This is a genomic window from Solidesulfovibrio aerotolerans (assembly GCF_009856865.1).
Classification (GTDB): domain Bacteria; phylum Desulfobacterota; class Desulfovibrionia; order Desulfovibrionales; family Desulfovibrionaceae; genus Solidesulfovibrio; species Solidesulfovibrio aerotolerans.
The window spans coordinates 1-24,852 of record NZ_WVUD01000028.1; the positions used below are offsets into that span (position 1 = coordinate 1).

The 24,852-nt window shown below is 58.0% G+C and carries 16 protein-coding genes and 1 pseudogene; 9 read left to right on the top strand and 8 right to left on the bottom strand.

The window, feature by feature from the left end:
* Positions 1 to 84 precede the first annotated feature (84 nt).
* The 7 genes and pseudogenes from GTA51_RS21275 to GTA51_RS14100 form a co-directional block, all read left to right on the top strand.
* Positions 85 to 330, top strand: a pseudogene (locus tag GTA51_RS21275) (transposase); the annotation flags it as partial.
* Positions 331 to 419: 89 nt separating this feature from the next.
* Positions 420 to 734: a transposase gene (locus tag GTA51_RS21505; RefSeq protein WP_369334278.1), complete on the top strand. Its 315-nt coding sequence runs from the start codon at positions 420 to 422 to the stop codon at positions 732 to 734.
* Between the two features lie 714 nt (positions 735 to 1,448).
* A complete protein-coding gene (locus GTA51_RS14080; protein WP_160962112.1) occupies positions 1,449 to 2,243 on the top strand; it encodes a hypothetical protein in 795 nt (264 codons plus the stop codon).
* Positions 2,244 to 2,407: 164 nt separating this feature from the next.
* A complete protein-coding gene (locus GTA51_RS14085) occupies positions 2,408 to 3,922 on the top strand; it encodes a CHASE2 domain-containing protein (RefSeq protein WP_160962114.1) in 1,515 nt (504 codons plus the stop codon).
* Positions 3,919 to 4,800: a FecR family protein gene (locus tag GTA51_RS14090; protein WP_160962116.1), complete on the top strand. Its 882-nt coding sequence runs from the start codon at positions 3,919 to 3,921 to the stop codon at positions 4,798 to 4,800. Before GTA51_RS14085 ends, GTA51_RS14090 begins: the two co-directional genes overlap by 4 nt.
* A 99-nt stretch (positions 4,801 to 4,899) precedes the next feature.
* Positions 4,900 to 8,706, top strand: a complete 3,807-nt coding sequence (locus GTA51_RS14095; protein ID WP_160962118.1) for a CHAT domain-containing protein — start codon at positions 4,900 to 4,902, stop codon at positions 8,704 to 8,706.
* 811 nt (positions 8,707 to 9,517) lie between these two features.
* A complete protein-coding gene (locus tag GTA51_RS14100) occupies positions 9,518 to 10,948 on the top strand; it encodes an MFS transporter (protein WP_246198146.1) in 1,431 nt (476 codons plus the stop codon).
* Between the two features lie 58 nt (positions 10,949 to 11,006).
* On the opposite strand, the gene GTA51_RS14105 is transcribed toward GTA51_RS14100, so the two are convergent.
* From GTA51_RS14105 to GTA51_RS14115, 3 genes are all read right to left on the bottom strand, one after another.
* The gene (locus GTA51_RS14105) at positions 11,007 to 12,533 is read right to left on the bottom strand and encodes a class I adenylate-forming enzyme family protein (protein ID WP_160962122.1); all 1,527 of its coding nucleotides are present in this window, start codon (positions 12,531 to 12,533) and stop codon (positions 11,007 to 11,009) included.
* Between the two features lie 79 nt (positions 12,534 to 12,612).
* Complete coding sequence (locus GTA51_RS14110; protein ID WP_160962124.1) at positions 12,613 to 13,116, bottom strand: hypothetical protein; 504 nt, start codon at positions 13,114 to 13,116, stop codon at positions 12,613 to 12,615.
* 362 nt (positions 13,117 to 13,478) lie between these two features.
* A complete protein-coding gene (locus GTA51_RS14115; RefSeq protein WP_160962126.1) occupies positions 13,479 to 14,816 on the bottom strand; it encodes a B12-binding domain-containing radical SAM protein in 1,338 nt (445 codons plus the stop codon).
* Between the two features lie 562 nt (positions 14,817 to 15,378).
* Between GTA51_RS14115 and GTA51_RS14120 the strand changes: the two genes are divergently transcribed.
* Positions 15,379 to 17,001: a peptide chain release factor 3 gene (locus tag GTA51_RS14120; RefSeq protein ID WP_160962128.1), complete on the top strand. Its 1,623-nt coding sequence runs from the start codon at positions 15,379 to 15,381 to the stop codon at positions 16,999 to 17,001.
* 267 nt (positions 17,002 to 17,268) lie between these two features.
* Here GTA51_RS14120 and GTA51_RS14125 read toward each other — a convergent pair whose 3' ends face one another.
* The gene (locus tag GTA51_RS14125; RefSeq protein ID WP_160962130.1) at positions 17,269 to 19,677 is read right to left on the bottom strand and encodes an FAD-dependent oxidoreductase; all 2,409 of its coding nucleotides are present in this window, start codon (positions 19,675 to 19,677) and stop codon (positions 17,269 to 17,271) included.
* A gap of 352 nt (positions 19,678 to 20,029) precedes the next feature.
* Between GTA51_RS14125 and GTA51_RS14130 the strand changes: the two genes are divergently transcribed.
* Positions 20,030 to 20,431 carry a Ros/MucR family transcriptional regulator gene (locus GTA51_RS14130; RefSeq protein ID WP_160962132.1) on the top strand — a complete coding sequence of 134 codons (402 nt, stop codon included), beginning with the start codon at positions 20,030 to 20,032 and terminating at the stop codon, positions 20,429 to 20,431.
* Between the two features lie 465 nt (positions 20,432 to 20,896).
* On the opposite strand, the gene GTA51_RS14135 is transcribed toward GTA51_RS14130, so the two are convergent.
* The 4 genes from GTA51_RS14135 to GTA51_RS14150 all read right to left on the bottom strand — a co-directional run bounded on the left by GTA51_RS14135 (position 20,897) and on the right by GTA51_RS14150 (position 24,787).
* Positions 20,897 to 21,088: a hypothetical protein gene (locus GTA51_RS14135; protein WP_160962134.1), complete on the bottom strand. Its 192-nt coding sequence runs from the start codon at positions 21,086 to 21,088 to the stop codon at positions 20,897 to 20,899.
* 230 nt (positions 21,089 to 21,318) lie between these two features.
* Positions 21,319 to 21,492: a Flp family type IVb pilin gene (locus GTA51_RS14140; RefSeq protein WP_160962136.1), complete on the bottom strand. Its 174-nt coding sequence runs from the start codon at positions 21,490 to 21,492 to the stop codon at positions 21,319 to 21,321.
* A 569-nt stretch (positions 21,493 to 22,061) separates the two neighbouring features.
* Positions 22,062 to 22,643: a hypothetical protein gene (locus GTA51_RS14145; RefSeq protein ID WP_160962138.1), complete on the bottom strand. Its 582-nt coding sequence runs from the start codon at positions 22,641 to 22,643 to the stop codon at positions 22,062 to 22,064.
* A gap of 128 nt (positions 22,644 to 22,771) precedes the next feature.
* The gene (locus GTA51_RS14150) at positions 22,772 to 24,787 is read right to left on the bottom strand and encodes an O-linked N-acetylglucosamine transferase, SPINDLY family protein (protein WP_160962140.1); all 2,016 of its coding nucleotides are present in this window, start codon (positions 24,785 to 24,787) and stop codon (positions 22,772 to 22,774) included.
* Positions 24,788 to 24,852: the final 65 nt, after the last annotated feature.

Below are 24,852 nucleotides of genomic sequence, written 5' to 3' on the forward strand. Positions count from 1 at the left end.
GTCGTTCACAGGAAGCCTCCGTCTGTTTGAACTTTGAGCGGTTCAAGCGATGGAGGCTTCCGATTCCCGGAACTGTCAAACTTTGTGAGTCCCCCGGCAGAGCCGGGGGTTTACTCGTTATTATTACTTCGCAAGAAGCTCCAATGGGTTGTCAACGCCGTTGGCAATCCTGCGTACCCGCCTCTGCCCATGTTTAAAATTCTCCTGCTGCAGCGCTGGTACAACCTCAGTGACGTGGCTGCGGAAGAATCTTTGTACGACCGCCTGTCCTTTGTCCGTTTTGTGGGCCTTTCCCTCGATCACGACGAAGTCCCCGATTCCTCAACCATTTGACGGTTTCGGCAAAGCCTGCTCGAGAAAAATGTGCTCAAGCGCCTCCAACGCAGGAATTTATAGACCTTCTAGACGAAATCGACCCTGTGCCAGGAGGTTGCATCTATGCGGACAAGGGGTACAGCAGCCAGTTGAACCGGCATGTGCTCCAGGCCCGAGGGCTTGCGGACGGCATCATGCACAAGGCCGCCCGCAACCGAGCGCTCAGCGCCGACGAGAAAGCGGCAAACCGTCTCATCAGCAGTGTCCGGGCAAAGGTGGAACGTGCCTTCGGCACGCTCAAACGGGGATATGGATTCTTCAGGACGCGCTACATGGGAATCCCCAAGGTCGAGTTGGAATTTCTGCTCAATGCCATGGCCTTCAACCTGAAAAAAGCAGTCCTCATGGCGGGAAGCTAAGGACAGGTGCGCCTGAAAGGCGGTGTCAGCCGCCTTCGGCAGAGAAAGCGTCACTGTGTGCGCCCAATTGATGGCGGAAAACCCGTTTTTGAGCTTGAAAAAAGGCCAACCCACCGACCTAAGGAAATTGTGCAACGGTCTCAATATGATGAAATAATACTGAATTCTCGAAAACAGCAGATCAGGTTGCACCGTTCTGTTTGGCAGGATGCTGGTGTGGAGTCCCATCACACCAACCCGAGTTAGCAATCCCACTCCCACACTCAGAAGCAAGCAAGAACAAATCAACCCATCTCACTGATGGCTAGAAAAATTCGGTCATTAACCATGCACTTTTTTATCAGAGTTTCAGTAATCATACGGCCAAGGTATTATATAGACAATTTCTTATAAATAAGGCAAAATAATTCTGCATATGATAAATTTCTAGGCGACCCGCCGGACTCCTGGGAAAGACTTCAATTATTCGCACTGGAGAGAGGGTAAATTTCGATGCAGTTTATTTTTTCAACCTACCAATGTTTTGCTATTTTTTTTGTCAAAAACCTAATTAGCCCTCCGCCACGGCATCTTAGTGGCGACAAAAAAAAGATAATTACATCGACACAAACCAGAATACAGTGTTTACCAAGCAACGTTGGCTCAAAGTTTATTTTTATATGTGCACTTTTTTTAATATTTTGCTACTTGTTTTCAGTAAAATCTACGCATTGCATGAACATAAAAGACTATATAAAAAACAATAAGAACAGTGACATATATCTAAGCAACAACAAACTCGTATTTTATGGCCTCACGCTAGCGTCAGAAAAAACAGACGAACCGATTGGAATGCAAAACACTTTGAAGGCTATGTACAAGGGAAAGACTATAGTCGACGATGACCTCATTTCAGGAGGAGTCGAAGATGCCGACGTTGAAGTTAATTTTCCAGCACCAGGGATGACAACTTTAATTGTGACACAATGGAACGGTGGTGTCTGGTGTTGCTGGGGATATCAAGTCTTTGTGAAGAACGGAGACAGCCTTGTGCATACGATATTTTTCCAAGAAAGGATGTCAGATCGACCTTTCGTCCAGGAACATGGGCGTCTGCGACTCTTTGATCACCGACTATTGCATTTCAATGCCAGCAACAAGGACAATTCAGTTTCTTTCGCTCCGGCCTACGCGCCCTGGCTGCCTCGATATGCTATTTTTGAGAACAACGCGTGGAGGGTTAATAACGAGGGAGAACTCGCCACTGAATATAAAAAGATGGAAGATAGTTTTACCGACACTGCCTCACTGCCAAACCAAGATCCATTCTCTCTTAAGCATTCCAATGCCTATGACGCCATCATGCGGACATTTTATTGTCTCATGGAAGGTGGTCCAGACGAGCGGTGTCACGATGTCATGAAAAAAGTCCTCAATGAAGACAACCGCTCTCTATTTAAGCCCTTGTGGGCCGGTGTTGTCGAGAAAGTCATGTGCTACAGGCCTATCCAATTTTCTACAGTCTACTGAACATGCCGCTTACCGCGTCGATGGGGCAATCCTCCCTCGCAGCACTGCTGCGCCACATCGATCGGAGCAAGGAATTCTCTCAGGTTATAGGAAAAACTAGCGCGGGTTTTGGTTCTGGCGCAGCACAGGCGAATGATGCCGGCACACACTGAAGAGGCTGTGAAATGGGTTTTCGATTCAATACAATTTTCAGCCTCGCCGTAATTCAGTCTTGGGTTGACCAAATTGAGAAGTGGTGCCTGTTACATTTCTGGTACCACTTGGCGTGTCGGTATCTCGGGCGATTCGTCCCGAAATCGATCAAAAATCGATGGAATAAGCTGAAAAATTTTCCAAAACTTATCCTCAAAAATCTCACGATAGGACTGTTCATCGCTATTCTCCTGCATGGCCTTCATGCTGCCGGCTTCCTGCGCAACAATCTCCGATGGGCCTTGGACTGGACCATGACCATAAACGCCGGAACGAACTACGGCGCAGGCGTCACTGCCGACAGCGCAAAAAAATTGTATACCTTCGTGAACATTGACGAGTCACTCTTCCAGGAGTGGGGGGAGCCCCTGTTCACGCCTAGGGACAAAGTCGCTGAACTGCTCAGCAACATAGTAGAGGGTGGGGCTGGGCTCGTCATTGTGGACATCGACCTCACACGACCAAGTCCCGATCCGCGCCAAGACGCTGCGCTGAGCAAGTATCTGGCGGAACCGCTAACAGCAGCAGCGGGAGCCAGACCGCCAGTTATTCTCGTTAAGTCTATGCGCAGATCGGGCTGGGGCAATACCGATTTGCCGCAGTTTCGCGAAAGCTTCCTCGACTCCGTCGTCTCCCAGACTCCAAACCTGTATTGGGCGTCGCCTATGTTTGCCGTGGATGAGGATCAACTCATCCGTTACTGGCGTCTCGTCGAATGTTCCACCACGGCGAAGGGGCCACAGGCTTTGCCCTCGGCCCAACTGCTCACCTACGCCCTGCTTACGCCAGGTGAGGCTCCTGGATCGACCTTGTACGGAATTCTTGACGCCCAGTTGGATAAGGTTAAGGGACTGTGCGTAACGAATGACGGCCGGGAAACCGCAGCCAAGGCTCTCGCCGTCGGAGCCTTGACGTTTCCGCTGCTCGAAAAAACTGTGGAAAACAGGATACTGTATTCCTTAAAACCCGACACGCCCTCTCCTACGGTTTCTGTCAACGACGCGGTGAAACCTGTATTGCTGTCCATACCCGCCCGGACGTTGCTTGACCCAGGCAGCGGGCAGCGCCTCCGTGACCTCCTTAAAGGCAGAATCGTCATTCTGGGCGGCAGCTACGCTGATAGCTTTGATACACATGCGACACCGATTGGAACCATGCCCGGATCCATGATTATCCTTAACGCGATCCGGTCGCTTTTCCTCTACGGTATCGTGCATGAGCCGTCCTTGTGGACGACTATTGCCGTCGAGGCCATCCTCATCGTCGTCATGACTACCAGTTTCATGCTGTTTCGGACCTTCGTGGGCATGCTATTGTCCTGCGCGTTCATCTTTGTGCTCCTCGTTCCGATCAGCATGGCCGTGCTGCGTTACGGCGTATGGTTGGACTTCGCTATGCCGCTGATCGCGGTCCAGCTCCACCATATGGCGGAGGAATTCGAGAAGAAACACGAAGAATACGAAAAAAAACTATGGAGTTTGCCATGATCCGCAGGACCACCCTCGTTCTTGTGTCCTTTATTTTATATCTCGCGCCAACCTGGGGGCTCGCCGGGAACGGTCCCGCCGGGGTCGTCGCCGCCATTGACGGCCAAGCCAAAGCGGTCCAGGTCACTCAGGGAAACGAAACATACACCCCGGGCATGGGCTTTCTCCTTTATGCCGGCGATCGCTTGGTCGTAGATGCGCCCGGGACGCGGGTCCAGGTCAGCCTTTTCGACGGACGCGCGCCGCTTGAGATTAACAAAGACAACGCCGCTATCCAGGGCGTCATCACAGCTGGCCAGGAACCACCTACTCAGCTTGAGAATCTTCTGCACTGGCTGGCCAAGCGACTGCCCCGAAAAGAAAAAACAACAACAGCCATGCTTGCTATACGCGGCGACGGCGAACTAACCCTGGCCGCTACGGGGCCGGGGGAGCAGCAGATCGTGGCCGGGAAGCGGGACTGGGTAGTGGCCTGGCACGGCGGCGACAAACCGTACGGCGTACGACTTTTGCGCTTGGAGGACGGCAGGCTGTCAGTAGTGTCGCAGCTTTCCGGCTTGAATGAGACACGGGTTGTTCTTCCGGGCGTAGCCGCCCTTCCCGGCCAATACCGGCTGGAAGTCACGGACAAGATGCAGCAGACCAACTTCGCCCTCATCGTAGTACCGGAATCGCTATGCCCAGGACTGCCAAGTGAGATTGCCACCGCCGCATTCCCAGCCGAATTCAAGAACCTGCTGTACATCGCTTGGCTTCAGGCAAAACCAGGATGGAAATTCGAGGCGATGCAGCAGGCCGCTCAGGCTTCCAGGACCGATCCCAACGCAGCCAGGATTCTGCGAGCGATGGAAGCGGGAACTGGAGATTTTTTCAAATAGTGACTGGCAGCACGCATGGATACCCGTGTGGATAACCAGTATTGGCTAAAATTGCCGTACAGTATCCGATTTTACTCTTTACCGATCAGGCGGAACTTCATGTTACGTACATATCCTAAATTGGCATTCGTCCTTTGCTGCTGGCTCTTGCCGGGGGTCGTCCAGGCATCTTCATGCCCCGAGGCGGATGCCGAGAAGAATACCGATAAGAAAATTCAACTCTACACGAAATGCATCGAATCAGGGAAGCTTTCCCCTTATCAGGCCAGCGATGCCTACTGTGAGCGGGGCTTTGTATACGGTAATTCGAAAATTCTCCCTAAGGCAATTGATGATTTTACAATGTGCATCAAAATGAGGCCAACCAACCCAACCGGCTACCTCAGCAGAGCAAGGGCGTACATCGGGATGGGAACGCCGGAAAAGGCAATACCAGATATCGACCTTTTGATGCTCGCAGCAGCCAACTCACCGCAGGTCGTAAGTGTACGTGGCGACATGCACAAGGCAATGAAACGCTATGACGACGCGATAACAGACTATACAAGATCAATTAAATTACAAAAAAATTCGAAAAGTGCAGATAAAATAGAAATTGCCGACACCTACCGAAAGAGGAGCATTTGCCATTCTGAGAAAAAAGACTGGACGAGTGCTCAACAGGATATAGATATTGCTATTTCATTGCGGCCGAATGATTCAAAATATTACAATACACGGGGAGTACTCTATTCAAATCAGCAAAACAATGATAAGGCCAAAGAAGATTTTCAGCAAGCTGTAAGGCTTGATCCTAACAACAAATCAGCTCAAGAGAATTTAGCACAACTAAATAAAAGTAAACCAAGTGAGATGGACAAGTTGATACGTATCGAGAAGGAATCATATGACCTTGTCCACAAAGGAGAGTACTCGCAAGCCATAGAAAAGTTGAAGCTAGCTATGGCGGACAGCGAAAAATTCTTTGGCGATAACCTGATGGGGTACAGTCATATTGTCGAGCTCCTGGCCGGAATGTACGACATGACGAGCCAACCCAATGCGTCTCTGCCATTGTATAAGACCTTGTTGCAGTACTATTCGGAACTCTATGGTCCAAACTCCTCGAAGGCAGCCCCATATATTGCCTCCTTGGCCGGGGTTTACGATGAGATTGGCGACGCCGAACAAGCCAGCAAATTCCGTAAGCGCGTCGTGGAAATTGAGGAAAAGTCCCCCGACCCGAGTCTTCAAAACTTGGCCGGCGAACTGCATAACTTGGCCATGAGCGAACTCATGAACAATGAGTTCGAAGCGGCCAAGAAACATCTGGACAAAGCCTACGCCCTCAAAAAGCGCATACTCGGTGACGACGATCTGGCGACAATCATCACGCAACTGGGTTATGCGGCGTATCACAAAGCCCTTGGCCAAGACGACCAAGCCGAGATGATTTTTCAGCAGCAACTTATCTTACTCAAGCAGTTGGACCCACAGCACAACGAATACATTGCCGAAGTCTACACGGATCTTGCTGACATTCGGGAACGAGCCGGCGATACTGAAAGCGCTGAACGCTACCTAAACCAATCCCTCAAAATACAGCAGCACGGCCGAGGAACGTCATCAACCGCTGTAGCCTCCGCACAACAAATTCTGGCCAATTTCAGCGCTAGGCGCGGAGATTACAAGACTGCCCTCGATCTGCTGCTTCGCTCCCAACGCATCACTGATGCCTTCATCGATCGGGTCATGGGTTTCACGACGGAGAGGCAGCAACTTCTTTTTCTTGCGGAGGAGCAAAGGGTGATGCAGTCACTTTTTAGCCTCGTGGCCCAAAAATTTGCCACGGACAAAGCTGCCATTCGCCAATGCTTCGACATCTGGCTCCGGCTTAAGGGCTTGGTTCTTGAAACACAAAAGCAGTTTCAAAACGCCATCCTTTCGTCAAAAGATCCGAAAATATCTCATATTTTTGATGAATTGCGGACAGTTCGGGCCAATATTTCCTATTCCATCTTCGCCGGTCCCAGCCAAGACCAGTCAAACGAAGAGCATCAAAAAAACCTCGATAGCCTTGAAGCCCGCAAACAAGCGCTTGAAGCGGAAATTGCCCAAAAAAGTCCCTCTGGATCGGCTGGTCTGAACCAGATTGTTGCGCAAAGCGACGTGATCTCCCGCCTTTTGCCCAAGGGATCGGTCATGATCGAGTTTGTCCGGACCACCCTCCCGTCCTTTGAACTCAAAACGAAGACAGCGCCAAATGAACCGCCTGCCCACTACCTTGCCTTCATCCTGCCGGCTGGCAATCCAGCCGGCCTCACGCTGGTCGACCTTGGCGAAGCCGCCCGCATTGAAACGGCCCAGGCAGAACTCAGGCGCATCCTGAGCCACCCCAGGGAGGCCCACCCCGATGACCCCGACACCGCCGAAGTCGTGACCAAGGCATCAAACGCGCTCTACAAGCTTGTTTTCTCCCCTTTGCGCCAGACTCTGGGAGAGGCGCGAAAAGTCTTTTTGTCACCCGATGGCGCGCTGAACCTCCTGCCCTTCGAAGTTCTCTCCGACGACGCGGGGCGTTTTCTCATCGAAGATTTCAGTTTTACCTACCTCGCAGCTGGCAGAGATGTGCTGCGTTTCGGCCGAAAAGGCGACAAGGGCGCTAAAAACCTCGTCATCGGCAACCCAGATTTCGATCTGGACGCAAAAACAAAGCAGAGCGTATTGCAAGATCTCAAACTTACGCGCGGGGCCGGACCGACTGATATGATGGCCTCCCGTGAACGGCGCGGACTCCACTTTTCGCCCCTCCCGGGAACCAAGCAGGAAATCGAGGCGATTCAGCAGATCCTTGGTTCGGACAATTCGGAATTCTACACTGGCAAGGCCGCAGTGGAGGAACTATTGATGAGCCGGAAGGCTCCCAACATCCTACATCTGGCCACTCACGGCTTTTTCCTCCCGGACCAAGATATGCCGCGAGCCACATCCGAGACCCCTGCTGAAAAGAAATTGCTGAAGGAAAGGGGAACGATATTCGAAAATCCACTGGTCCGTTCGGGCATTGCCTTAGCCGGAGCCAACGGATCCCTGACGGCCGACAAGTCCATGGCCGGGGATGGGCTGGTGACTGCGGAGAAGGTGTTAGGGCTTAACCTCCAGGGAACCAAATTGGTCGTACTGTCAGCCTGTGAAAGTGGCGTCGGCGAAATCCGTTCCGGAGAAGGGGTGTTCGGGCTGCGCCGAGCGTTTATGCAGGCCGGGGCAAAGAGCCAGATCATGAGCATGTGGCCGGTTCCAGACGCCCAGACCAAGGACTTAATGACCAATTTCTATACCCGGCTGCGGACCGATGCCGTAAATCCTGCTGTCGCCTTACGTCAGGCCACTCTGGATATGATGGAAGCGACTCGTAAACAGTATGGTCATGCCAATCCCTTTTTCTGGGGTGCATTCGTCTTTCTGGGTGACGATGGCTCAATTACTGCGCCTGCGTCCAAGGACGTACAGCTTGCCGCACCGCAGTCCGATACGGCGAGGACCTCCGTCGCACGGCACGAAGAGATTCGGCGGTTCATGGAGGACTTTTTCCAGGCCCGAGCCCTCAACGGCTCGGACAGAGCCCTGGATTTTTATGCGGACCAAGTGGACTTCTTCAACGTAGGCAAGGCAAACAAATCTATCATTAAAAAAAGTCTAGATTATTATACAAACCGCTGGCCAATACGCAATAGCAGTATAATTTCCATGTCAATCGACTTCAATCAGCAGAATAACACCTATGAAATTAAGATTTCATACGATTATTCTACAAAAAATAGCACCTTGCAGAAGCAAGGGACCGCTCACGACGCCTTCATCATCAAACAAAATGGACATAAATTTGGCATTGTATCTGAAAAAAACATATCAACCGACAGAAAATAAATTATTAAGCGCATATTATACAAATGATTTTATCCTAGTTACAAGGCAGGTACTTATTCGGCGTGAGCTCTCATAACGAGCCCTTAGAACCAACCCCGAGTTTGATCTTCAGGAGATCGCGCCCTCAGACACACTCATCACTCAGCGCAGTCCCTTCCACATTCATTTTCCGCAGAGGATACACAAAATGCGTCCCTCGTGTCCCATCTATCCCTGGAGTGATGGCCAAATCCCTACCGGATAACGCTGAAATATGATTGTCCAGCCCGTATAACCTCCGGATCTGGATAACTTTTGGAGAATCGGGAATGTCCCAGGGAGGATCGATTTTGTCCGGCCAGGCTTATCCATCTGCACGAAATATCAAATCATTTCAAAGGATACAGCCGGCCAGTGCGCTTTTGGGAGCAGGATGCCGGGTGTTCAAATCACCTCGCCCCGACCAATATATTTCAAGGGGACAGACCGTATTCGGCCTGCCCCCTTTTCTTTTAATGAAGCCCGATACTATCAGATCGGCATACGCCTTCCTGTTTAGCAGGCTGCAAAGACTCGGTCCAACCGCCTCCGTTATCCGCAAAACCCCGGAATACGTCTGCATCTCTTGCTGCTGGCCAGAGGCTCTGCTACCTTGCCTCATGTTCAATGCGCCACGCCGCTGCCGGGTGTGTCCGGCCCGTCAATGAGCGACCCTCATAGACCACCCCGGCTGACGGCCCGGGAGTGGCTTGTTTGCGCCGTTGCCGCCTGGGGCTTTCTCTTTGATAGCTACGAACTGCTTATGCTTCCGCTCATCGTACGCCCGGCGCTCATGGAACTGGGCGGCATCCGTCCCGGCTCGCCTGACTTCACGTTCTGGTTCGGAATGCTGTTTTACATCCCTGCCATAGCCGGCGGTGCCTTCGGGCTTCTTGGCGGCTACCTCGCCGACCGCTTTGGCAGGCAACGCATACTGACGGCAAGCATCCTGCTGTATGCGATCTCCTCGTTCCTGACAGGGTTCGCGACGACCTTGACCATGCTGCTTGTCCTGCGTTGCCTCGTTTTTATCGGCGTATGCGTGGAATTCGTGGCCGCTGTTGCCTGGCTGGCGGAATTTTTCCCCGAACCGCGGCGACGCGAGGCCGTCCTTGGAACCACCCAAGCGTTTTCCTCCGTCGGGGGACTCCTGGTGGCCCTGGCAGGAGGCGTTGCCTCCGCCTGGGCGGGCGGGCGCCCCATGGAGATCTTGGGCTGGTTCACCGTACCGCCGATGGCCTTGCCGCCAATCGGCCTCCCGGATTTTGTGTCGTTTCTCGGACACATTGACAATCCTCACGCCGATTGGCGCTATACGCTCATGTCCGGCCTGCTTCCTGCCCTGCCGCTTCTTGTGGTGCGGCCTTTTCTGCCGGAATCCCCGCCCTGGCTGGAAAAACGCCGCACCGGCCGCCTTGGCCGACCGAGCGTAGCCGCCCTGTTCTCCCCGAAGCTTTGGCGCACCACCTGCATAGTCACCGCCATGTTCACGCTGAGTTTCGCCGCCGCCTTTGGAGCCTTGCTGCAAGCCCCACAGATCGCGCCTGGGCTGCCCGAGACCCAGGCCGCTGTGGCCCAAGCCCAGGGTGAACGCCTTTGCGCTGAAAAACAGGCGTCGCTTCGTGCCCAGTGGATGGAAGCGGGATACCCCGAGGGGGAAATCGCGCAAAAGATACGCGCCGAAATGCGCCGCATCGCCGGCCCGGTGGAACAGGGAGTCGCGGCGCGCGTGACCACATTTCAGGAGATAGGGGGACTGAGCGGTCGGTGCGCCCTGGCAGTGCTGGCGGTATGGATCGTCAGCCGCAGGAGGCTGCTGCGGTTTTTCCTGATTCCGGCGACGGTTATTTTGCCGTTGACCTTCGCCTGGGCCGGGACCACAAGCCTGCCCGCCTTTGAAAGCGGTCTGTTTCTGGCAGGATTTTTTATTATCGGCCAGTTCAGCTTCTGGGGGAATTACCTCCCCCGTGTCTATCCACTGCACTTGCGGGGCACAGGGGAAAGCTTCGCGGCCAATGTCGGCGGACGCATGCTCGGATCGTGCTTCGCCGCCCTGACCCAATGGCTCGCCGCCGTCCTGCCCGTCGCCGCCGCCCATCCCGCCCGGGTCGCCTACGCCGCTGCCGCAGTCGCCTTCCTGGTCACCCTCGGCAATCTGATTGCCTCGCGCTGGCTGCCCGAGCCCGCCTCAGGGCTCCTGCCCGAGGACGCTCAAGATCTTTGAGGACGCGGCGACAGTCTCTCTGCATAAAACGCGAGAGCATACCTTGGCCGGCCCCGGCTCACCCCTCCCCGCGCACCCGACCAAGGTATGCCACAGCCAACGCCGTCAGCTTGGGCCGGTCGGTCTTGCCCCGGGGCGTCACCGGCCACTGCGCGATGGGCAGGCAAGCCACGGGCACCGACAGGGCATCCACCCTGTCGGCGAGGTACCGGAGCAGTGCTTCGGCCCCGGGATCGGGGCCGGTCGTTCGATAAAAGGCCACAGGAACCTGCCCGGCCTCGGCATCGGGCACCCCCACCACCACGGCCTCGGCCAGGCCCGGATACCCGGCCAGGACGTCGGCCACCAGGGCGGCGGCCACCTGGACGGCATGGCGCACGATGACGTCTACGCTGCGCCCCAGAAACCAGTAGTTGCCCTCGGCGTCGCGGCGCACGCAATCGCCCGTATCGTACCAGCCGGTTCCGATGGCCCGATGCGTGGCCATGGTGTCGTTGAAATAACCGGCCATCATGTTCGCCGAGGTGACGAGGAGGCGTCCGGGACTGCCCTCGGCAACGTCGCGCCCGGTGTCGTCCACAAGCCGCATGATCACATCGCCGACGGGCCTGCCCACACAGCCGGGCTTGTCCGTTTCGCTTGGCGCGACCACGGCCACAAGGCCTGTTTCGGTCAGGCCATACAGGTTGCAATATGGCCGCCCGGTGATTCGCCGGGCCGCTTCGTAGAGAGCTTGTCCCGGTGTGTCGCCGCCGCTGAGCCAAAACCGCAGCCGCGAATGGTCAACCATGGCGGCTCCCGGATCGGCAAAGAGCTTTCGGGCGTAACTGGGCATCACAAGGCAATACCCGGGGCGAACCTCCCCATAGAGATGCCAGAACGCGGCCGGGGCAGGCTGCTCGGCCAGCACGACGGTTCCGCCCTGGCGCAGCATGGCCAGCACCTGGAACACCAGGACCACCGGCCGGTCTGCAGGAAATACGGCCAAGGTCGTATCCTCGGCCGTGACGCCCAGGGTGCGGACAAAGGCTTCCACCCGTCGCGCCAGCCGCTCCTGGGTGTGGGCGACGGCCTTGGGCCTGCCGGTTGAGCCGGAGGTGTAAACGAGCAGACAGATCGGGTCCGGCACGGTGCTTCGGGGTGCAGGGAGGGTGGAACCATGGGCGAGAAAGGCGTCGTAGCCGACGGTTCCCGGTTCGGGCCGACCGAGGCAGACCGTGACGGCTAGCCGCTCCCGCGTCTCGGCCGGGATGGCGGCCCCCAGATCGGCGGCCATAACAAGGCCCCTGGCCCCAGTTTGCGCAATGATCGCAGCCTGCCGGGCCGGCGGCGCGTCCTGGGCAAGAGGCACAAGGACGAGTTCAGCCCGGCAGGCGGCCAGGATGACCGTGACAAGCTCGACGGAGTTCGGGAGCAGCACGGCAAGCCGGTCGCCCGGGGCAAGGCCGAGGCTTGAGAGCCAGGCGGCCAGCCTGCCGGCGTCTGCAACCAGTCGGGCATAGGTGACGTGACGCGGCCCGCAACACAGGGCCACGGCCTCGGGTCGCTGCGCTGCCGTGGCGGCGACCATGCGAAAAAGGGGCATGCAACACTCCCCGGCATGTTTCCATGCCCATCTGCCGCCGTCTCACCACAGAAGCCCTGACGACGCATGCACCGAAAGGCTACTTCGCCGGCAACTCCGCAGGATCGGCCTGGCCGCTTTTCCCTATAGTTTTGCGCAAGGTCTTGCTGTACGCAGCAGTCCTGGCTTCGCCGGTCTTGTTGTTGTATTTGAACTTGAACTCGATGTCGTTTGGCAAATCACACGTATACAGACTGGAATCGCCATCTTCTTTCACAACAATGGGAGTGCAAAAATTTGCCTTCATATCAGAAATGATTTCATTTTTATCCCTGCCGACAGCGCGAATAATCCTGGCGTAATATTTCCCATCGATAAAAGCATAGGCGATGGAGGGCGATGCCTTCTTATGCACCGGAAGGCGGCAGGTCCCAACATAATTATAGTAGGAAACGCCTTCTTTTTCCCCGTAAAATACGAAGTTTCCATCGTCGATATCGCTCAATTTCGCTCCGAAATCAAGTTTTCCACACTCAAAGGCTTGAGCGTTTGAGGAACACAGCGTAGCAAGAATAAAGAATGCAACAAAAATGAATGAACGCATAACCCCTCCACTGTTTGTTGGACTGGATACAGTTCACAACTCCGCGACATAACTACCACTCACCGACCAATATCCATTCAAAACTGGCCCAGTACAATATCCATACAAACATCTCAGCGTGGGAAGCATGACTCCAAACAAAGCCACAGCGTTCATGCCGCCGCATCGCTGGCAAAAAAAGAAGATACGATAACCGTATTTAAAAACATCGCATGGCTTGCGGTGACAGTCAACACAAGGGAGTGGCGCGCCAAGGATTGGGACGCAATCGACAAAGGTGGACACTTTTTCTCAGACGCCACGCAGCGATTGTCCGCGCTCGCTTTTACGGGGCCTGCTTTCGCCCGGGCGCAGACGCCGGATCAGACGACCCAGCGCGCCCACAAGGCACCCAACGCCCTGCTGCGCCGCCGCACTTTCAAGCCCAGGCGGGCGCGCCGGGTCAGCCAGAGCAATTCCCGGGAAGGCAATTCGCTCACGGGATACGGCGACCGGGCCACGTCGTAGGACGCCCAATCGACCTGCTCCAGTTGGTGGTGCCCGGCCCATTGCGCGTAGACCTCGGAGCCGGGCAGCGGGAAGCACGGGGTGAAGGTCAACTGATCTGCCGGCAGGGCATAGGCCCGGCGAACGGTTTCCCGCATGGCGGCCCGGCTCTCCCCCGGGAATCCGAGAATGAACCAGCCGGTGGCACCCATGCCTGCGCGCCGGGCTTCCCGCATCACGCGTTCATAGTCCAGGAAATCGGCTTTTTTGTTGATCATGCGCCGGGTTTCGGCGGCCGCGCTTTCCACGCCCATGTGCAGGCGGACGCACCCGGCGCTTCGCATCAAGGCGAGATGGGCCGCATCCAGATTATCCAGGCGCTCGAAGCTGTTGCAGTCCCATTCGATCTTGAGGCCGCGACGCATGATCTCCTGGCAAAACGCCTCGAGGTGCCTGGCGTCGGAGGTAAAACAGTTGTCCATGACGTGGAAGAGGGTGACCGCATACTCCTTGGCCAGACGCTCCATCTCATCAACCACCCGGCCGGGGCTTCGGCGGCGGATAATGCGGCCGTTGACGCGGTAGGCGCTGCAAAAGGTGCAACGCCCCGGGCAGCCCCGGGTCGTGACGATTGGGGCCGCCGCCCGCCAGCCGGTTGCGCGTCCCGGCCCGGCCGGGGCATACGCGCGCGGGTCGATCAACGCCCAGGCCGGATCGGGCAAGGCGTCCAGGTCCTTTATAAAAGTCGGCTCGTTGCACCGCACGCCCCCGCCCTCGCGCCAGATCAATCCCGGCGCGCCGGAACGTGCGCCGTCCGGCAGCGCATCCAGAAAATCAGACAGGACATGCTCCACCTCCCCGCGAAAGGCGTAGTCGCATTCTGGAAACTGCGACATGAGCTCGTCCGGCCGAGAGCAGGAAGGATGCGGCCCGCCCAGGATGACAACCGTTTCGGGCAGAATCCGGCGAATCAGCGCAATGGTTTTGCGGGCCGCCGCGACATCCTTGGTGAAGACCTTAAGCCCGCAAACGTCCGGCGAAAAATCCCGCAGCATCGCCGTGAACGCCCCTTCCCCCTCGCGCCTGTTCCAATCCCAGACGCGCGCGTCATGCCGCCCCGAGAGCGCCGACGCGATATGGCCCAGCCCAAGATCCGGCATACACGGCGCTTGTAACACATACGCCGCCAGCGGCTGGCTCAGGAAAACCTTCATGAAAGCACCTCCGCTCCCTTTGCCGCGTACTGTACATGAACCGGGATGATTTTCAACGGGGCACGAAGTGGTATCTTCTTTGCCCCCCGTCAACAGAGTGCGTGCCGCTCAAAAACGGCAGTTCGGGAGGCCAGGATTGGGGCACAGGCGATGTCCTGGCCGGGATCCGTTGCGGTGTGTCAATGCGCGGCTGCCGTCATCCGGCGTCTCTTGCGCGGTGTCTGGTATTGGCCCTGTTTTGACTGGGCCTGGACAGAGGCTTTGCTGTGGGCTAAGAGGCCACTTGTCGCATCCGAATGAAGATGCCGCGCGTCTGTTGACCCGCGGCATCTTCGCTGTGTTTGCCGTTGCGCCCAAGACCTCCGCTTTCCCCAGCTTGAGTTCCTGATGCCGGGCAACATGGCCACTCGCGCCTGCGAGCGTGCCGTATCGGCTGCACTGCGGCCCATATAGGTGCCCACTGCCGGCTAGCGGTGCTCCTTTGCGGCAGTCACCCAAATACTCGTGCCCTGAATGCGCCGACCCAAGGAGCAATGCCAGGGCAGTTCAAGGCAATTCCATTATGCAAAATGCACCTTTTCTGGCGGAAATAAAGCGGGAAACGGCCCGACGCCGCACCTTTGCCATCATCAGCCACCCCGACGCCGGCAAGACGACGCTCACGGAAAAGCTCCTGCTCTTTGGCGGGGCCATCGACATGGCCGGGGCCATCAAAGCCAAAAAAGACGGTCGGCACGCCACCTCGGACTGGATGGCCATTGAACGCGAGCGCGGCATTTCCGTGACCTCCTCGGTCATGAATTTCGACTTCAACGGCTATGCCATAAACCTGCTGGACACCCCGGGCCACCAGGACTTTTCCGAAGACACCTATCGCGTCCTCACCGCCGCAGACTCGGCCCTTATGGTCATCGACAGCGCCAAGGGCGTTGAGGTGCAGACCAAAAAGCTCATGGATGTCTGCCGGCTGCGCGACACGCCGATCATCACCTTTATCAACAAGCTCGACCGCGACGGCCGTTCTCCCCTGGAGCTTTTGGACGACATCGAACAAAGCCTGGGTATTGAAGCCGCGCCCTTGTCCTGGCCTATCGGCATGGGCAAGGAATTCAAGGGCGTTTACGATCTGCGCCAAGCCCATCTGCGTTTTTTTGATCCCCAAGCCGGCAAGGGCACCCGGCCCCGGGAGACCGTGGTCATCCAGGGCCTGGAAGACCCGTCGCTGGCTGAGCTTTTGGGAAATGACAGCGCCGCTGATCTGCGCCGCGACGTGGAACTGCTGGACGGGGCCGGCTACCCCTTTGTGATGGAGCACTACCTGACCGGGAAACAGACGCCTGTGTTTTTCGGCAGCGCCATCAACAATTTCGGCGTCAAGGAACTGCTGGAAGCTGTCGTTGACCTGGCCCCCGGGCCGCGTCCCCGCACCGCCAATCTGCGGGAAGTCTCCCCGCTGGAGGAGCAGTTCTCCGGTCTGGTCTTTAAGATTCAAGCCAATATGGACGCCGCCCACCGCGACCGGATAGCCTTTGTCCGTATCTGCTCCGGCCAGTTTAACCGGGGCATGAAGCTACGACATCATCGCCTGGGCAAGGACATAAAGACTTCCAGTGCCATCCTGTTTATGGCCCAGGAGCGCTGCGGCGTCGAGGAAGCCTGGCCCGGGGACATCATCGGCCTGCCCAACCACGGCACCCTCAATGTGGGCGACACGCTGACCACGGGCGAGCCCCTCCGGTTTCTCGGCATCCCGCACTTTGCGCCGGAACATTTTCGCCGGGTGTATCTGAAAAACCCGTTCAAAGCCAAGCAGTTGGAAAAAGGCCTGACGCAACTCTCCGAGGAAGGGGCCATCCAATTCTTCCGGCCCGTCAACGGGGGGGCCATGCTCCTTGGGGCTGTCGGGGCCTTGCAGTTCGAAGTGATCGCCCAGCGCCTGGCTTCGGAATATGCGGTGGACATTGACCTTCTCGGGACAACGTTTAACGCAGCCCGCTGGTTGTTTGCCGAGAGCAAAGAGCAGTTGGACAAGCTGACACGCGAGCATTCCGATGCCCTGGTCACCGACGCCGCCGGCCATCTGGTCATGCTGTTTACCAGCGCCTGGATGATGGAGCGCACCATCGAACTGTGGAAAGCCATCCGTTTCGAAGCCACCCGGGAGTGCGCGGAAACGACGGAGTAAGCCTTTCAAGCGAAACGCTGGCGGTTCATACCGCTCGCCGTCCAACTTGCCCGCCAAAACCACAAACCCTTGAAAAACTTCTCCCCTTCAGGGGGTCCGGGGGGATGATCCCCCCCGGCCGCCGGAGGCACTCTTCTGCCTTCCCTTCTCTTGCCCCTTCCACCGCCGCAGCAACGCCGTCCCCCTTTACCCCCTGCCTCCAGGTGGGATTCCAAAGGGCTCAGCCCTTTGGCCGCCGGAGGCTTCTTCTGCCTTCTCTTCGCTCCGTCACGCGCCGCGCGTGACGGGGCAGCGGCCGCACAGGATGCCGGCCCGCAGATCGTGGCGCGAGGGATCGGCCAGCAGCGCCCGGGCGGCCTGATATTTCTCGTTGTTCCAGAGTTGCGGCAAGGGGGTGGTGAAGACGTTGCCGAAATCCACCGACGGGTCGCGGGGATCGCGGCAGCAGGGGATCAACCCGCCGTCCCAGTTGATGTAGGCGGAGCGGTAGAGCCAGGAACAGCCCGGCGAGGCTTCGTGGTCGTGGGTCAGGGTCTGGCGCGGGAACATGGTGGAAAACCATTCGTCGGGCGCAGTGGCCGGGAAAAAGGGCCGGATAAAGCGCACCTGATCGACTCCAAGCGCGGTTGCCTTGGCCCGGGCGGCCTCAATTTCATGCTCGTTAAAGCCGGTCACGCAGTACTGCCAGTCGATAAAGGGCGTTTTGGAGCCGGCGGCTTGGCGGGCCGCGATGAGCGCCTTGAGATTTTCAAAGGCCAGATCGGCGTTGCCGCCGCGCATGAACCGTCCCGACGTATCAAAGGACACGCCGTGGCAGGAGAAAATAAGCACTTCCAGCCCCGAGGCCACGATACGCCGGGGCAGGTCCGGGTCACGGTGGTTTAAGTTGGAGGAGACGCCCACACCAATGTTTTGGTCTGTGGCGTAGCGGATCATCTCCAGCGTCTCGGGGAAAAGGAACGGTTCGCCGAAACCGTACATATTGATTTTAAACAGCGCATCGCCGCAGGAGTCGATAATCCCCCGAAACTGGTCAAAGGTCATGCGGCCAAAGGGTCGTTCGGTTGGCAACGGGGTGCGGCGGTCATCGTAGCAGTAGGCGCAGCGCAGATTGCAGATGTTGGTGGTCTCGATTTTAAGGATATAGGGTAGCGAATCAAGGACCGTGCGCTTTTGCAGACGATTTCGCTCGGCCTTGTAAAAATTGTACAGGCGCTTAAGCGTGGCGTGGCGCACAAAGGCCTGGGCGTGGCGTTTGAGGATTTTGAGCCGTTCGGTGGCGCCGGCTCCCTTGGTGGCCAGTCCGGTGTCGAGCAGGCCCGGTTTCCTGGTCGCCGGGGCGGCTTCGGGGCGGGGAACACCCAGAAGATGGTCGGCCATTTTAAGGCCCTGGGCGGCTGCGGCCGGGGTCAGGCAGAAATAGAACCCACCCTGCCGCCCGACGGCATGGAGATTGGCAATGGCGCGCACCGGGGCCACGGCCGCTTCCAACCGGGCTTCGTAGTCCAGCGGATAGACCGGCAACGCGGCCGGCAGGGTGACGACCATGGAGGCACGCAGGGCGCTGGCCGGATACAGTCCCAGCCGGGCCACATCGGCCACGGCCCGGGCAAGGGTCGTTTCTTCGGATTCGGACGCATCTTCCAGATTGATTTCCAGACACAGCCCTTCCCGGTCGGCCGGACCGCGCTCGCGAAAGATCGACTCGGGATAATAGATGCGGTTGGCTTCGATGGCCGGGTCCGGGTGGTAGGTATAGACAAAGGGGCGCGGCGTGCGCCCGGCCTGTGGGTTGCGGGCGTAGGTGAGCATGACCATGCGCATGGTCACGGTGGGAAGCGTTGGCGCCTTTGTACCCAGCGCGGTGGTCAAGGCGTTTAAGGGCGCGGTCCAGACGACATGGTCTGGCGTTAGAACGCGGTCGTCGGCCGTCAAAGTGGTTATGCGGCCGTTTTCCAGGGTCAGGGCAATGTGGCCCACGCCGGTTGCAATTTGCCCGCCGGCGGCTTCCAGGCGCTGGCGCAGGCTGGCCGGCACATCGCCCAGGCCCCCGGCCGGGTACCAGTAGCGCTGGCGCAGCTTGGCGATGGCCGAGAGCACCGCCGCCGCCTTGCCCCGGCGCTGGAAAGGCTCCTGGCGGTTGTCCACGGTGCGGTCCACCCGGGCCAGCCAGTGATGGTGTAACCCGGCCGGGGAGATAAGCGCCTTTTTGCTGAACAACTGGCGAAACAGCAGATCGTACAGGGCCGGCCCGCACTTTTCCGACAGCTCCAGTTCGGCCGATATAGGTTCCGGCGGCGGCGCGCCCCGACGCTTGAGTCCGGCCCGAAGGGCTTCAAACTTGTAGCGCCAGGGATAGCGGAAAAAGTCGAGATGATTGGGAAACTGCCACATCCGCCCGCCTGCGGCCACGGCAAAGGCAAAGGGGCGGCGGATGACCGGCCGGCCGGCGAGCAGGCCGCGCAAAAAGGTTTCGCCGGCACCGGGCGCGTCAAGAAAAAGGACATGCGGCCCAAGATCAAAGACCACGCCGTCAAGGGCCACCGAGCGCAAAAGGCCGCCGATTTCGGGTTCGCGCTCCAGCACCAGACAGGCCCGGCCGGCTTCGGCCAGCCGCACGGCGCAGGTCAACCCGGCGACGCCGCCGCCGACAATGACGATGGGGGTATTGCTCATGACGGTTATTCCTTGTGGCTAAGGAAATCTGAGCCATGGTGTCCCTGGCGTCGCGTTAAAAATGCGCTTTCCTGATCTCCCAGCAGGCCTTGCATCTACGGAAACGGCAGGCTCAAGTCAATCACCGCCACGGCTGCTCCCCGCCGCCAATGGGCGGCAACGCCCTTCATTGCCAGCGAAAACCCCACTCGCCGTCTCTACTGGCTCCCTGCTTTGGGGCTGGCGTTTAGAGGCACCGCATTGCCGGATTGTTTCTGGACTGTTTTGCAGGATGTGGTATAATAGCACTTGATTCCTACCGCGATAGTAGGTATAGTGCCAACTTCAATTTGATTTCATCACGAGGAAAACTATGGAAGATTATTTGCAGAGCGCCCTGGAAATTGTGAAGGCACAAGCCGGCTCGCGCCCCATGACCGAGGACGAGATTTTAAGCATGGTCAAATCCGTGGCCAGCGGCATTGCAGCCCTGACCACCGGCCAGCCCCTGCCCGGAAAAGAAGAGACTGCCGCTCCGATCATGGACCCCAAAAAGGCCATTAAGGAAGCATCCATCACTTGTCTTGAATGCGGCAAGTCCTTTAAGGTCATCACCCGGAAACATCTTGCTTCCCATGGGCTGACTGCCGAAGAATACCGGGCCAAGTACGGCTTTAAAAAGACCCAGGCCCTGGCTTGCAAGTCGCTGGCCAGAGAGCGCCGCGCCAAAATGAAGGATATGAAACTGTGGGAGCGCCGCAAAAAGGCTGAATAGCCCGTTGCGCTTCGACCATTGTGGCGTCGCGGCCTTTCGGGACCGACCCGGGCCGCCGCCACTGCCTGCGTTGAGCGCCTAGCCTGCGTCGCGTCCAAATCGCCGCAGCTGGTGCCGGACACCACCACTATCCCTTTTGTGTGCCCCTGCCGGCGGTCGTCTGCGCCGTTGCATCTTGCACCGGCCAGCCCCTGTCGACGCTGCCTTCGCTTGGGGTTCCTCCCCCAGGGCCGAGGCGCGGGGTGCATTCTTGGGCCGGTTATTTTCCCTGCAAAGGACCAGCGCGCCATGCCGACGCCTGGTCCTTTTTCCTTGGGTCCAGCCGTCCCGCGCCGCCGGACCCTGGCTGCGCCCAAGCAGATAGCACCAGCCTGTCGCCGGACCGTAAGTCGAATTGTGGGAGAATCTGGGAGAAAGAGGCCGGATTGCAGCCAACGGCCCCAGGAGAGAAGGGCATTAATGGCGCTAATCGATGTGAATTTCGACGTGTTTGAGCACTTCCTGCACGGCATAGGCGTCGTATGCGGTATCGGTCAAAAGCGCATTGAGCTCCATTGCCTCGGAATACTTTCCGTTTGCAATGAGAGCATCCAATGCGGCAGCGACAAACTGCTCAAAGGCGATGCCAACCTTGACATGCACCAGCGGTTTTTCCATGGCAGTGAGAGTACCACATTTTATAACCGCTGCAAGCAATCTTCCCCGGCCCGTTCGCCTGCGTAGCACTGTCAGGCAGGACACCGCCAGCCCCGACACGCGTGCGAACCCGCCGACTCTCCAAAATCTCTCCCGCCCGCCGATCACCCCTGCCCTGCCGGCACCGCATTCCTTATCAGGCCGCCACCCCGCCCGGAGACGGCCTGATGGACTCGCGACGCCGCATAGCGTCAGGAGGCGACGGTCAGCTTGGAGGCAACGTTTTCAAAAACAGTCTTCAGGTTGGCACCGATGCTGGTGACGGCGGCGATGATGACGGCAGCGATCAGTGCGGCCATAAGCCCGTATTCAACGGCCGTGGCACCTTCTTCGTCCCTGATAAACGTGGCGATGGTGGTCAACATGGTCTTTCTCTCCGGTGGCTAAATTTGTTGTGTGTCGCGTGCAGCCTCTTGCGGACTGTATTAGCAGCGACTGTGCCAAATCAGTTGGAGCCGATACTGCGCTTAAATAACAAGACAAAAAAGAATCACAGTCTTTGAGGGTTCCACAAATTGTGGTGTCCGTTGCGCGACAGTTCCATAGAATATCCGAAGCCAGTGCCACGGTTTTTGTCCAGTGGCCATTCCGGCGAGAACCGGGGCGGCCAGGCTCTTCGGACATGCCGTCCTGGCCCTGGGGATTGCGGTGGTCCCAGCAGGACCATGGTGGTGTGCGGTGGGGTGTCCGGTTGGACAGGTTCGCCCCGACGGATTGCTTGCACCACTGGTCAGGGCGCAGTGCGGCGGGTGCGGTGGGCGTGTCCGGTTGGACAGGTTCGTCCCGGCGGATCGCTTGCACCTCTGGCCAGGGTGCAGTGCGGCGGGTGTGGCGGGTGCGTTCGGTTGGACAGGTTCGCGGCGCAGCGAAGCGCTTCTCCGGTATCGGCCCGGCCGCCGTCGAGGCCCGTTTGAGCTGGCTTGCGCCTCGCTGCTCACTCTTTGCAGGCAAGGGAATCGACGAAGCGCTCTTCCTTAAAAATTTGCTTGCGACGCATATCGTGCAGCATGGATCGAACGAGCATCTTAAAAACGAGTCGTAAATCAGAACTTTCATACAACGTTGTTGCACCGCGTCGCAGCAACAGGCGATGTTCCCGTGACTTTTTCCATTGAAAGAAACGAACCCGTTTTGACTTCTCCTCACAAACAATCATGACATAATAAATTTCATCGTCAATGCGGATTTCCAGGCAATTTCGCTCGCCATCAGCCGCAACGAGCAAATTTATTTCCTCGTCTAGATACGTTGCCATTTCCTGGATTTTTTTGCGAAACACTGCAAGCTTTCGGGCTCCCGTCTGCGCCGGCAGCACGCAGGCCTGACTGGTTACGCAGCGCAGCCTGCGCATCTCTTCTGCGATCAGCCCCTTCACGTCGAATCGGAACGAATGTTTGAGCGCCGCCCGTTTTTCCTTGAATTCCGCAACACGCTCACTGCGCAAGTGGCGAAAAATATACCAATAAAAGACGATGCAGAGCGCAACAAAGGCACTGGCTTCAACAAGCTTTGTCATGCGCACCATCTGCTCCCCGGGGCCTCGTGTTGCGTCCCTTAAAAAATACGATAGTATTTATTAATAAAAATCCATGATTTTAGTATGTTTCCGACGAAACGCTCTGTGCTCTTTTCAAGGTCACGACACTAGGCGAACAAGGCCGGATCGGTGGCCAGACGGCGGTCCGGCGGGAAGGGACGCAGCCGATGGCGCGCGGCCAGCCGCTCAAGCCACCAGCCGTGGTAGTCCGCCCGGCCCTGCACTTCGCTCCCCTCGTGATCGGCCTGATTGCCGATTTCCAGATAGACGTCGAGATTGGCCAGATCCGGGCGCGGCAGCTCGCCCTGTTTACAGGCACGCCACATGTCCTGATACAGGGCCTCAAGGCCGCGCACAAGCTGCGGCATATCGAACAGAAGGCAGGACTCCCGCCCGCTGCGCAGTCGTTCCCGCAACGGTGCCAGGGACGCCCGGTCCTTGCCAAAAGCCACCGCCCGCTCCACGTATTCCTGCGCCGTTGCGCAGATCAGTTCTTCCAGCCCGGCCGCCCGCACCAGACTGCCGCACACCCGCGAGGCAAAGGACCGCCCGGAAAGCGTCAGGACCGGCACGCCGGACCACAAGGCATCCGAAGCCGTGGTGTGGGCGCCGTAGGGGGTCGTGTCCAGGAACAGATCCGCCAGGGGGTACCGGGCCAGATGGACCGGGTTGGCGGCTTTTTCCGCGAAAACAAGCCGCTGCGGATCGATCCCCTGCTGGGCGGCGTATTCGCGCAGACGCTTGGCGGTGGATTCGGCACTGGCCAACAGCCACAGGACACTGCCCGGGACGCTGGCGAGAATCTTTAACCACCGGTCAAAGGTGAAGCGGTGAATCTTGTGGCTGCCGTTAAAACAGCAATACACCATCCCCTCTTCGGGCAATCCCGCTTCGCTGCGGCTTGGCCGGTCGGCAGCAACGCTGCGGGTGCGATTGCTTGGCTGGTAGCATGGCAGGCGCACGACCTTTTCCGAATAATACACTTCATGGGTCTGCGGGATGATCCAGTCGTCGGCAATGAGATAGTGGTGGTAGGGGCTGGCCATGGTTCCGGGATAGCCCAGCCAGTTGACGATGACCGGCGCGGGGTGCAAGGCCACGAGCTGCAAGCGGGCGTCGCGGGTGTAGCCGTTGAGATCAACCAGTATCTGGATGCCGTCCTGGGCGATGCGCCGGGCTGCGGCCGCGTCGTCAAGGCCGCTTATGGCCACCCAGTGATCGGCCGTCTGCTGGAAATGCTGCTGGAGCGCATCCTGGGCTTCTATGCCGCAGTAATAGACAAAAACCTCGACCTGGCTGCGCTCGTGCAGTCCCAAAATCTCGGTCATGAGATAGCCCACGGCATGTTCGCGCAGATCCGAGGACAGATAGCCGATCCGCAGCGGGCCGTTATGGTCCCGGGCCAGCGGCCAGTCCGTCAGGGCCTCGGCCGGCGTACCGACGTCGCATTTGTTGTAATGATCCGCCAGGGCCAGCTGCCACAGCGGATCATCGGTATAGGCGGCGGCGGACAAAGGGGACATGCCCTTGAGCAAAACGCTGCGGTCCACGCGCTCCGAGGCCACCAACACCGGCCATTCGCCTTGCCGCTGGCGCAGGGCAACCAGGTGCTGCACGACTTCCCGTTGCGACCGGTCGAGTTCCAGGCTCTCGCGCAGCATGGCTTCGGCTGTCTCGTCCTGGTTGACAGCTTCAAGGGTCCGGGCGCTTTGGTTAAGCGCCGTGGTCTTGTGGGCCACGGCCGTGCCGGTGATTGCCGCCATTTTCGCCAGGGCCGCAGACCACTGGACAATGGCCGGGCCGATCTTGCCCTGGCGCTCGTAGATGCGTCCCAGATTGATATAGGCCGGCATGAAGTCCGGGGCCAACCCCACGGCCTGTTCCAGACACTGCTGGGCCGCCTCGAGCTTGCCGGCATCGGAAAGCACGACGGAATAATTAAATAAGACCGCGTACAGCAGGCCGTCCGCAGGATTGGCCCCGATCCAGGCCGCATAGGCCGCTTCGACGGAAGCCGCCTGCCCGCTGTTTTTAAATGTCTCCGCTGCCCGGATAAGATCCGGGACGCTCATATGCCCCACCATGGCCTGAATCAAGGCCGGCGACAAAACATCATTGGACATGGCGTCTCTTGCGTCCTTGCGGGTCTGTATCGGAACCGTGCGTCCCGGGTATTGTACTGCCGTGC

What these genes read in the sequence shown, in the direction of transcription:
- GTA51_RS14110 (WP_160962124.1), bottom strand. Translation starts at nt 13,116, where the DNA reads ATGCGTTCATTCATTTTTGTTGCATTCTTTATTCTTGCTACGCTGTGT.
- GTA51_RS14105 (WP_160962122.1), bottom strand. Translation starts at nt 12,533, where the DNA reads ATGCCCCTTTTTCGCATGGTCGCCGCCACGGCAGCGCAGCGACCCGAG.
- GTA51_RS14135 (WP_160962134.1), bottom strand. Translation starts at nt 21,088, where the DNA reads ATGGAAAAACCGCTGGTGCATGTCAAGGTTGGCATCGCCTTTGAGCAG.
- GTA51_RS14140 (WP_160962136.1), bottom strand. Translation starts at nt 21,492, where the DNA reads ATGTTGACCACCATCGCCACGTTTATCAGGGACGAAGAAGGTGCCACG.
- GTA51_RS14125 (WP_160962130.1), bottom strand. Translation starts at nt 19,677, where the DNA reads ATGAGCAATACCCCCATCGTCATTGTCGGCGGCGGCGTCGCCGGGTTG.
- GTA51_RS14100 (WP_246198146.1), top strand. Translation starts at nt 9,518, where the DNA reads ATGGAACTGGGCGGCATCCGTCCCGGCTCGCCTGACTTCACGTTCTGG.
- GTA51_RS14120 (WP_160962128.1), top strand. Translation starts at nt 15,379, where the DNA reads ATGCAAAATGCACCTTTTCTGGCGGAAATAAAGCGGGAAACGGCCCGA.
- GTA51_RS14080 (WP_160962112.1), top strand. Translation starts at nt 1,449, where the DNA reads ATGAACATAAAAGACTATATAAAAAACAATAAGAACAGTGACATATAT.
- GTA51_RS14090 (WP_160962116.1), top strand. Translation starts at nt 3,919, where the DNA reads ATGATCCGCAGGACCACCCTCGTTCTTGTGTCCTTTATTTTATATCTC.
- GTA51_RS14150 (WP_160962140.1), bottom strand. Translation starts at nt 24,787, where the DNA reads ATGTCCAATGATGTTTTGTCGCCGGCCTTGATTCAGGCCATGGTGGGG.
- GTA51_RS14130 (WP_160962132.1), top strand. Translation starts at nt 20,030, where the DNA reads ATGGAAGATTATTTGCAGAGCGCCCTGGAAATTGTGAAGGCACAAGCC.
- GTA51_RS14085 (WP_160962114.1), top strand. Translation starts at nt 2,408, where the DNA reads ATGGGTTTTCGATTCAATACAATTTTCAGCCTCGCCGTAATTCAGTCT.
- GTA51_RS14095 (WP_160962118.1), top strand. Translation starts at nt 4,900, where the DNA reads ATGTTACGTACATATCCTAAATTGGCATTCGTCCTTTGCTGCTGGCTC.
- GTA51_RS14145 (WP_160962138.1), bottom strand. Translation starts at nt 22,643, where the DNA reads ATGACAAAGCTTGTTGAAGCCAGTGCCTTTGTTGCGCTCTGCATCGTC.
- GTA51_RS14115 (WP_160962126.1), bottom strand. Translation starts at nt 14,816, where the DNA reads ATGAAGGTTTTCCTGAGCCAGCCGCTGGCGGCGTATGTGTTACAAGCG.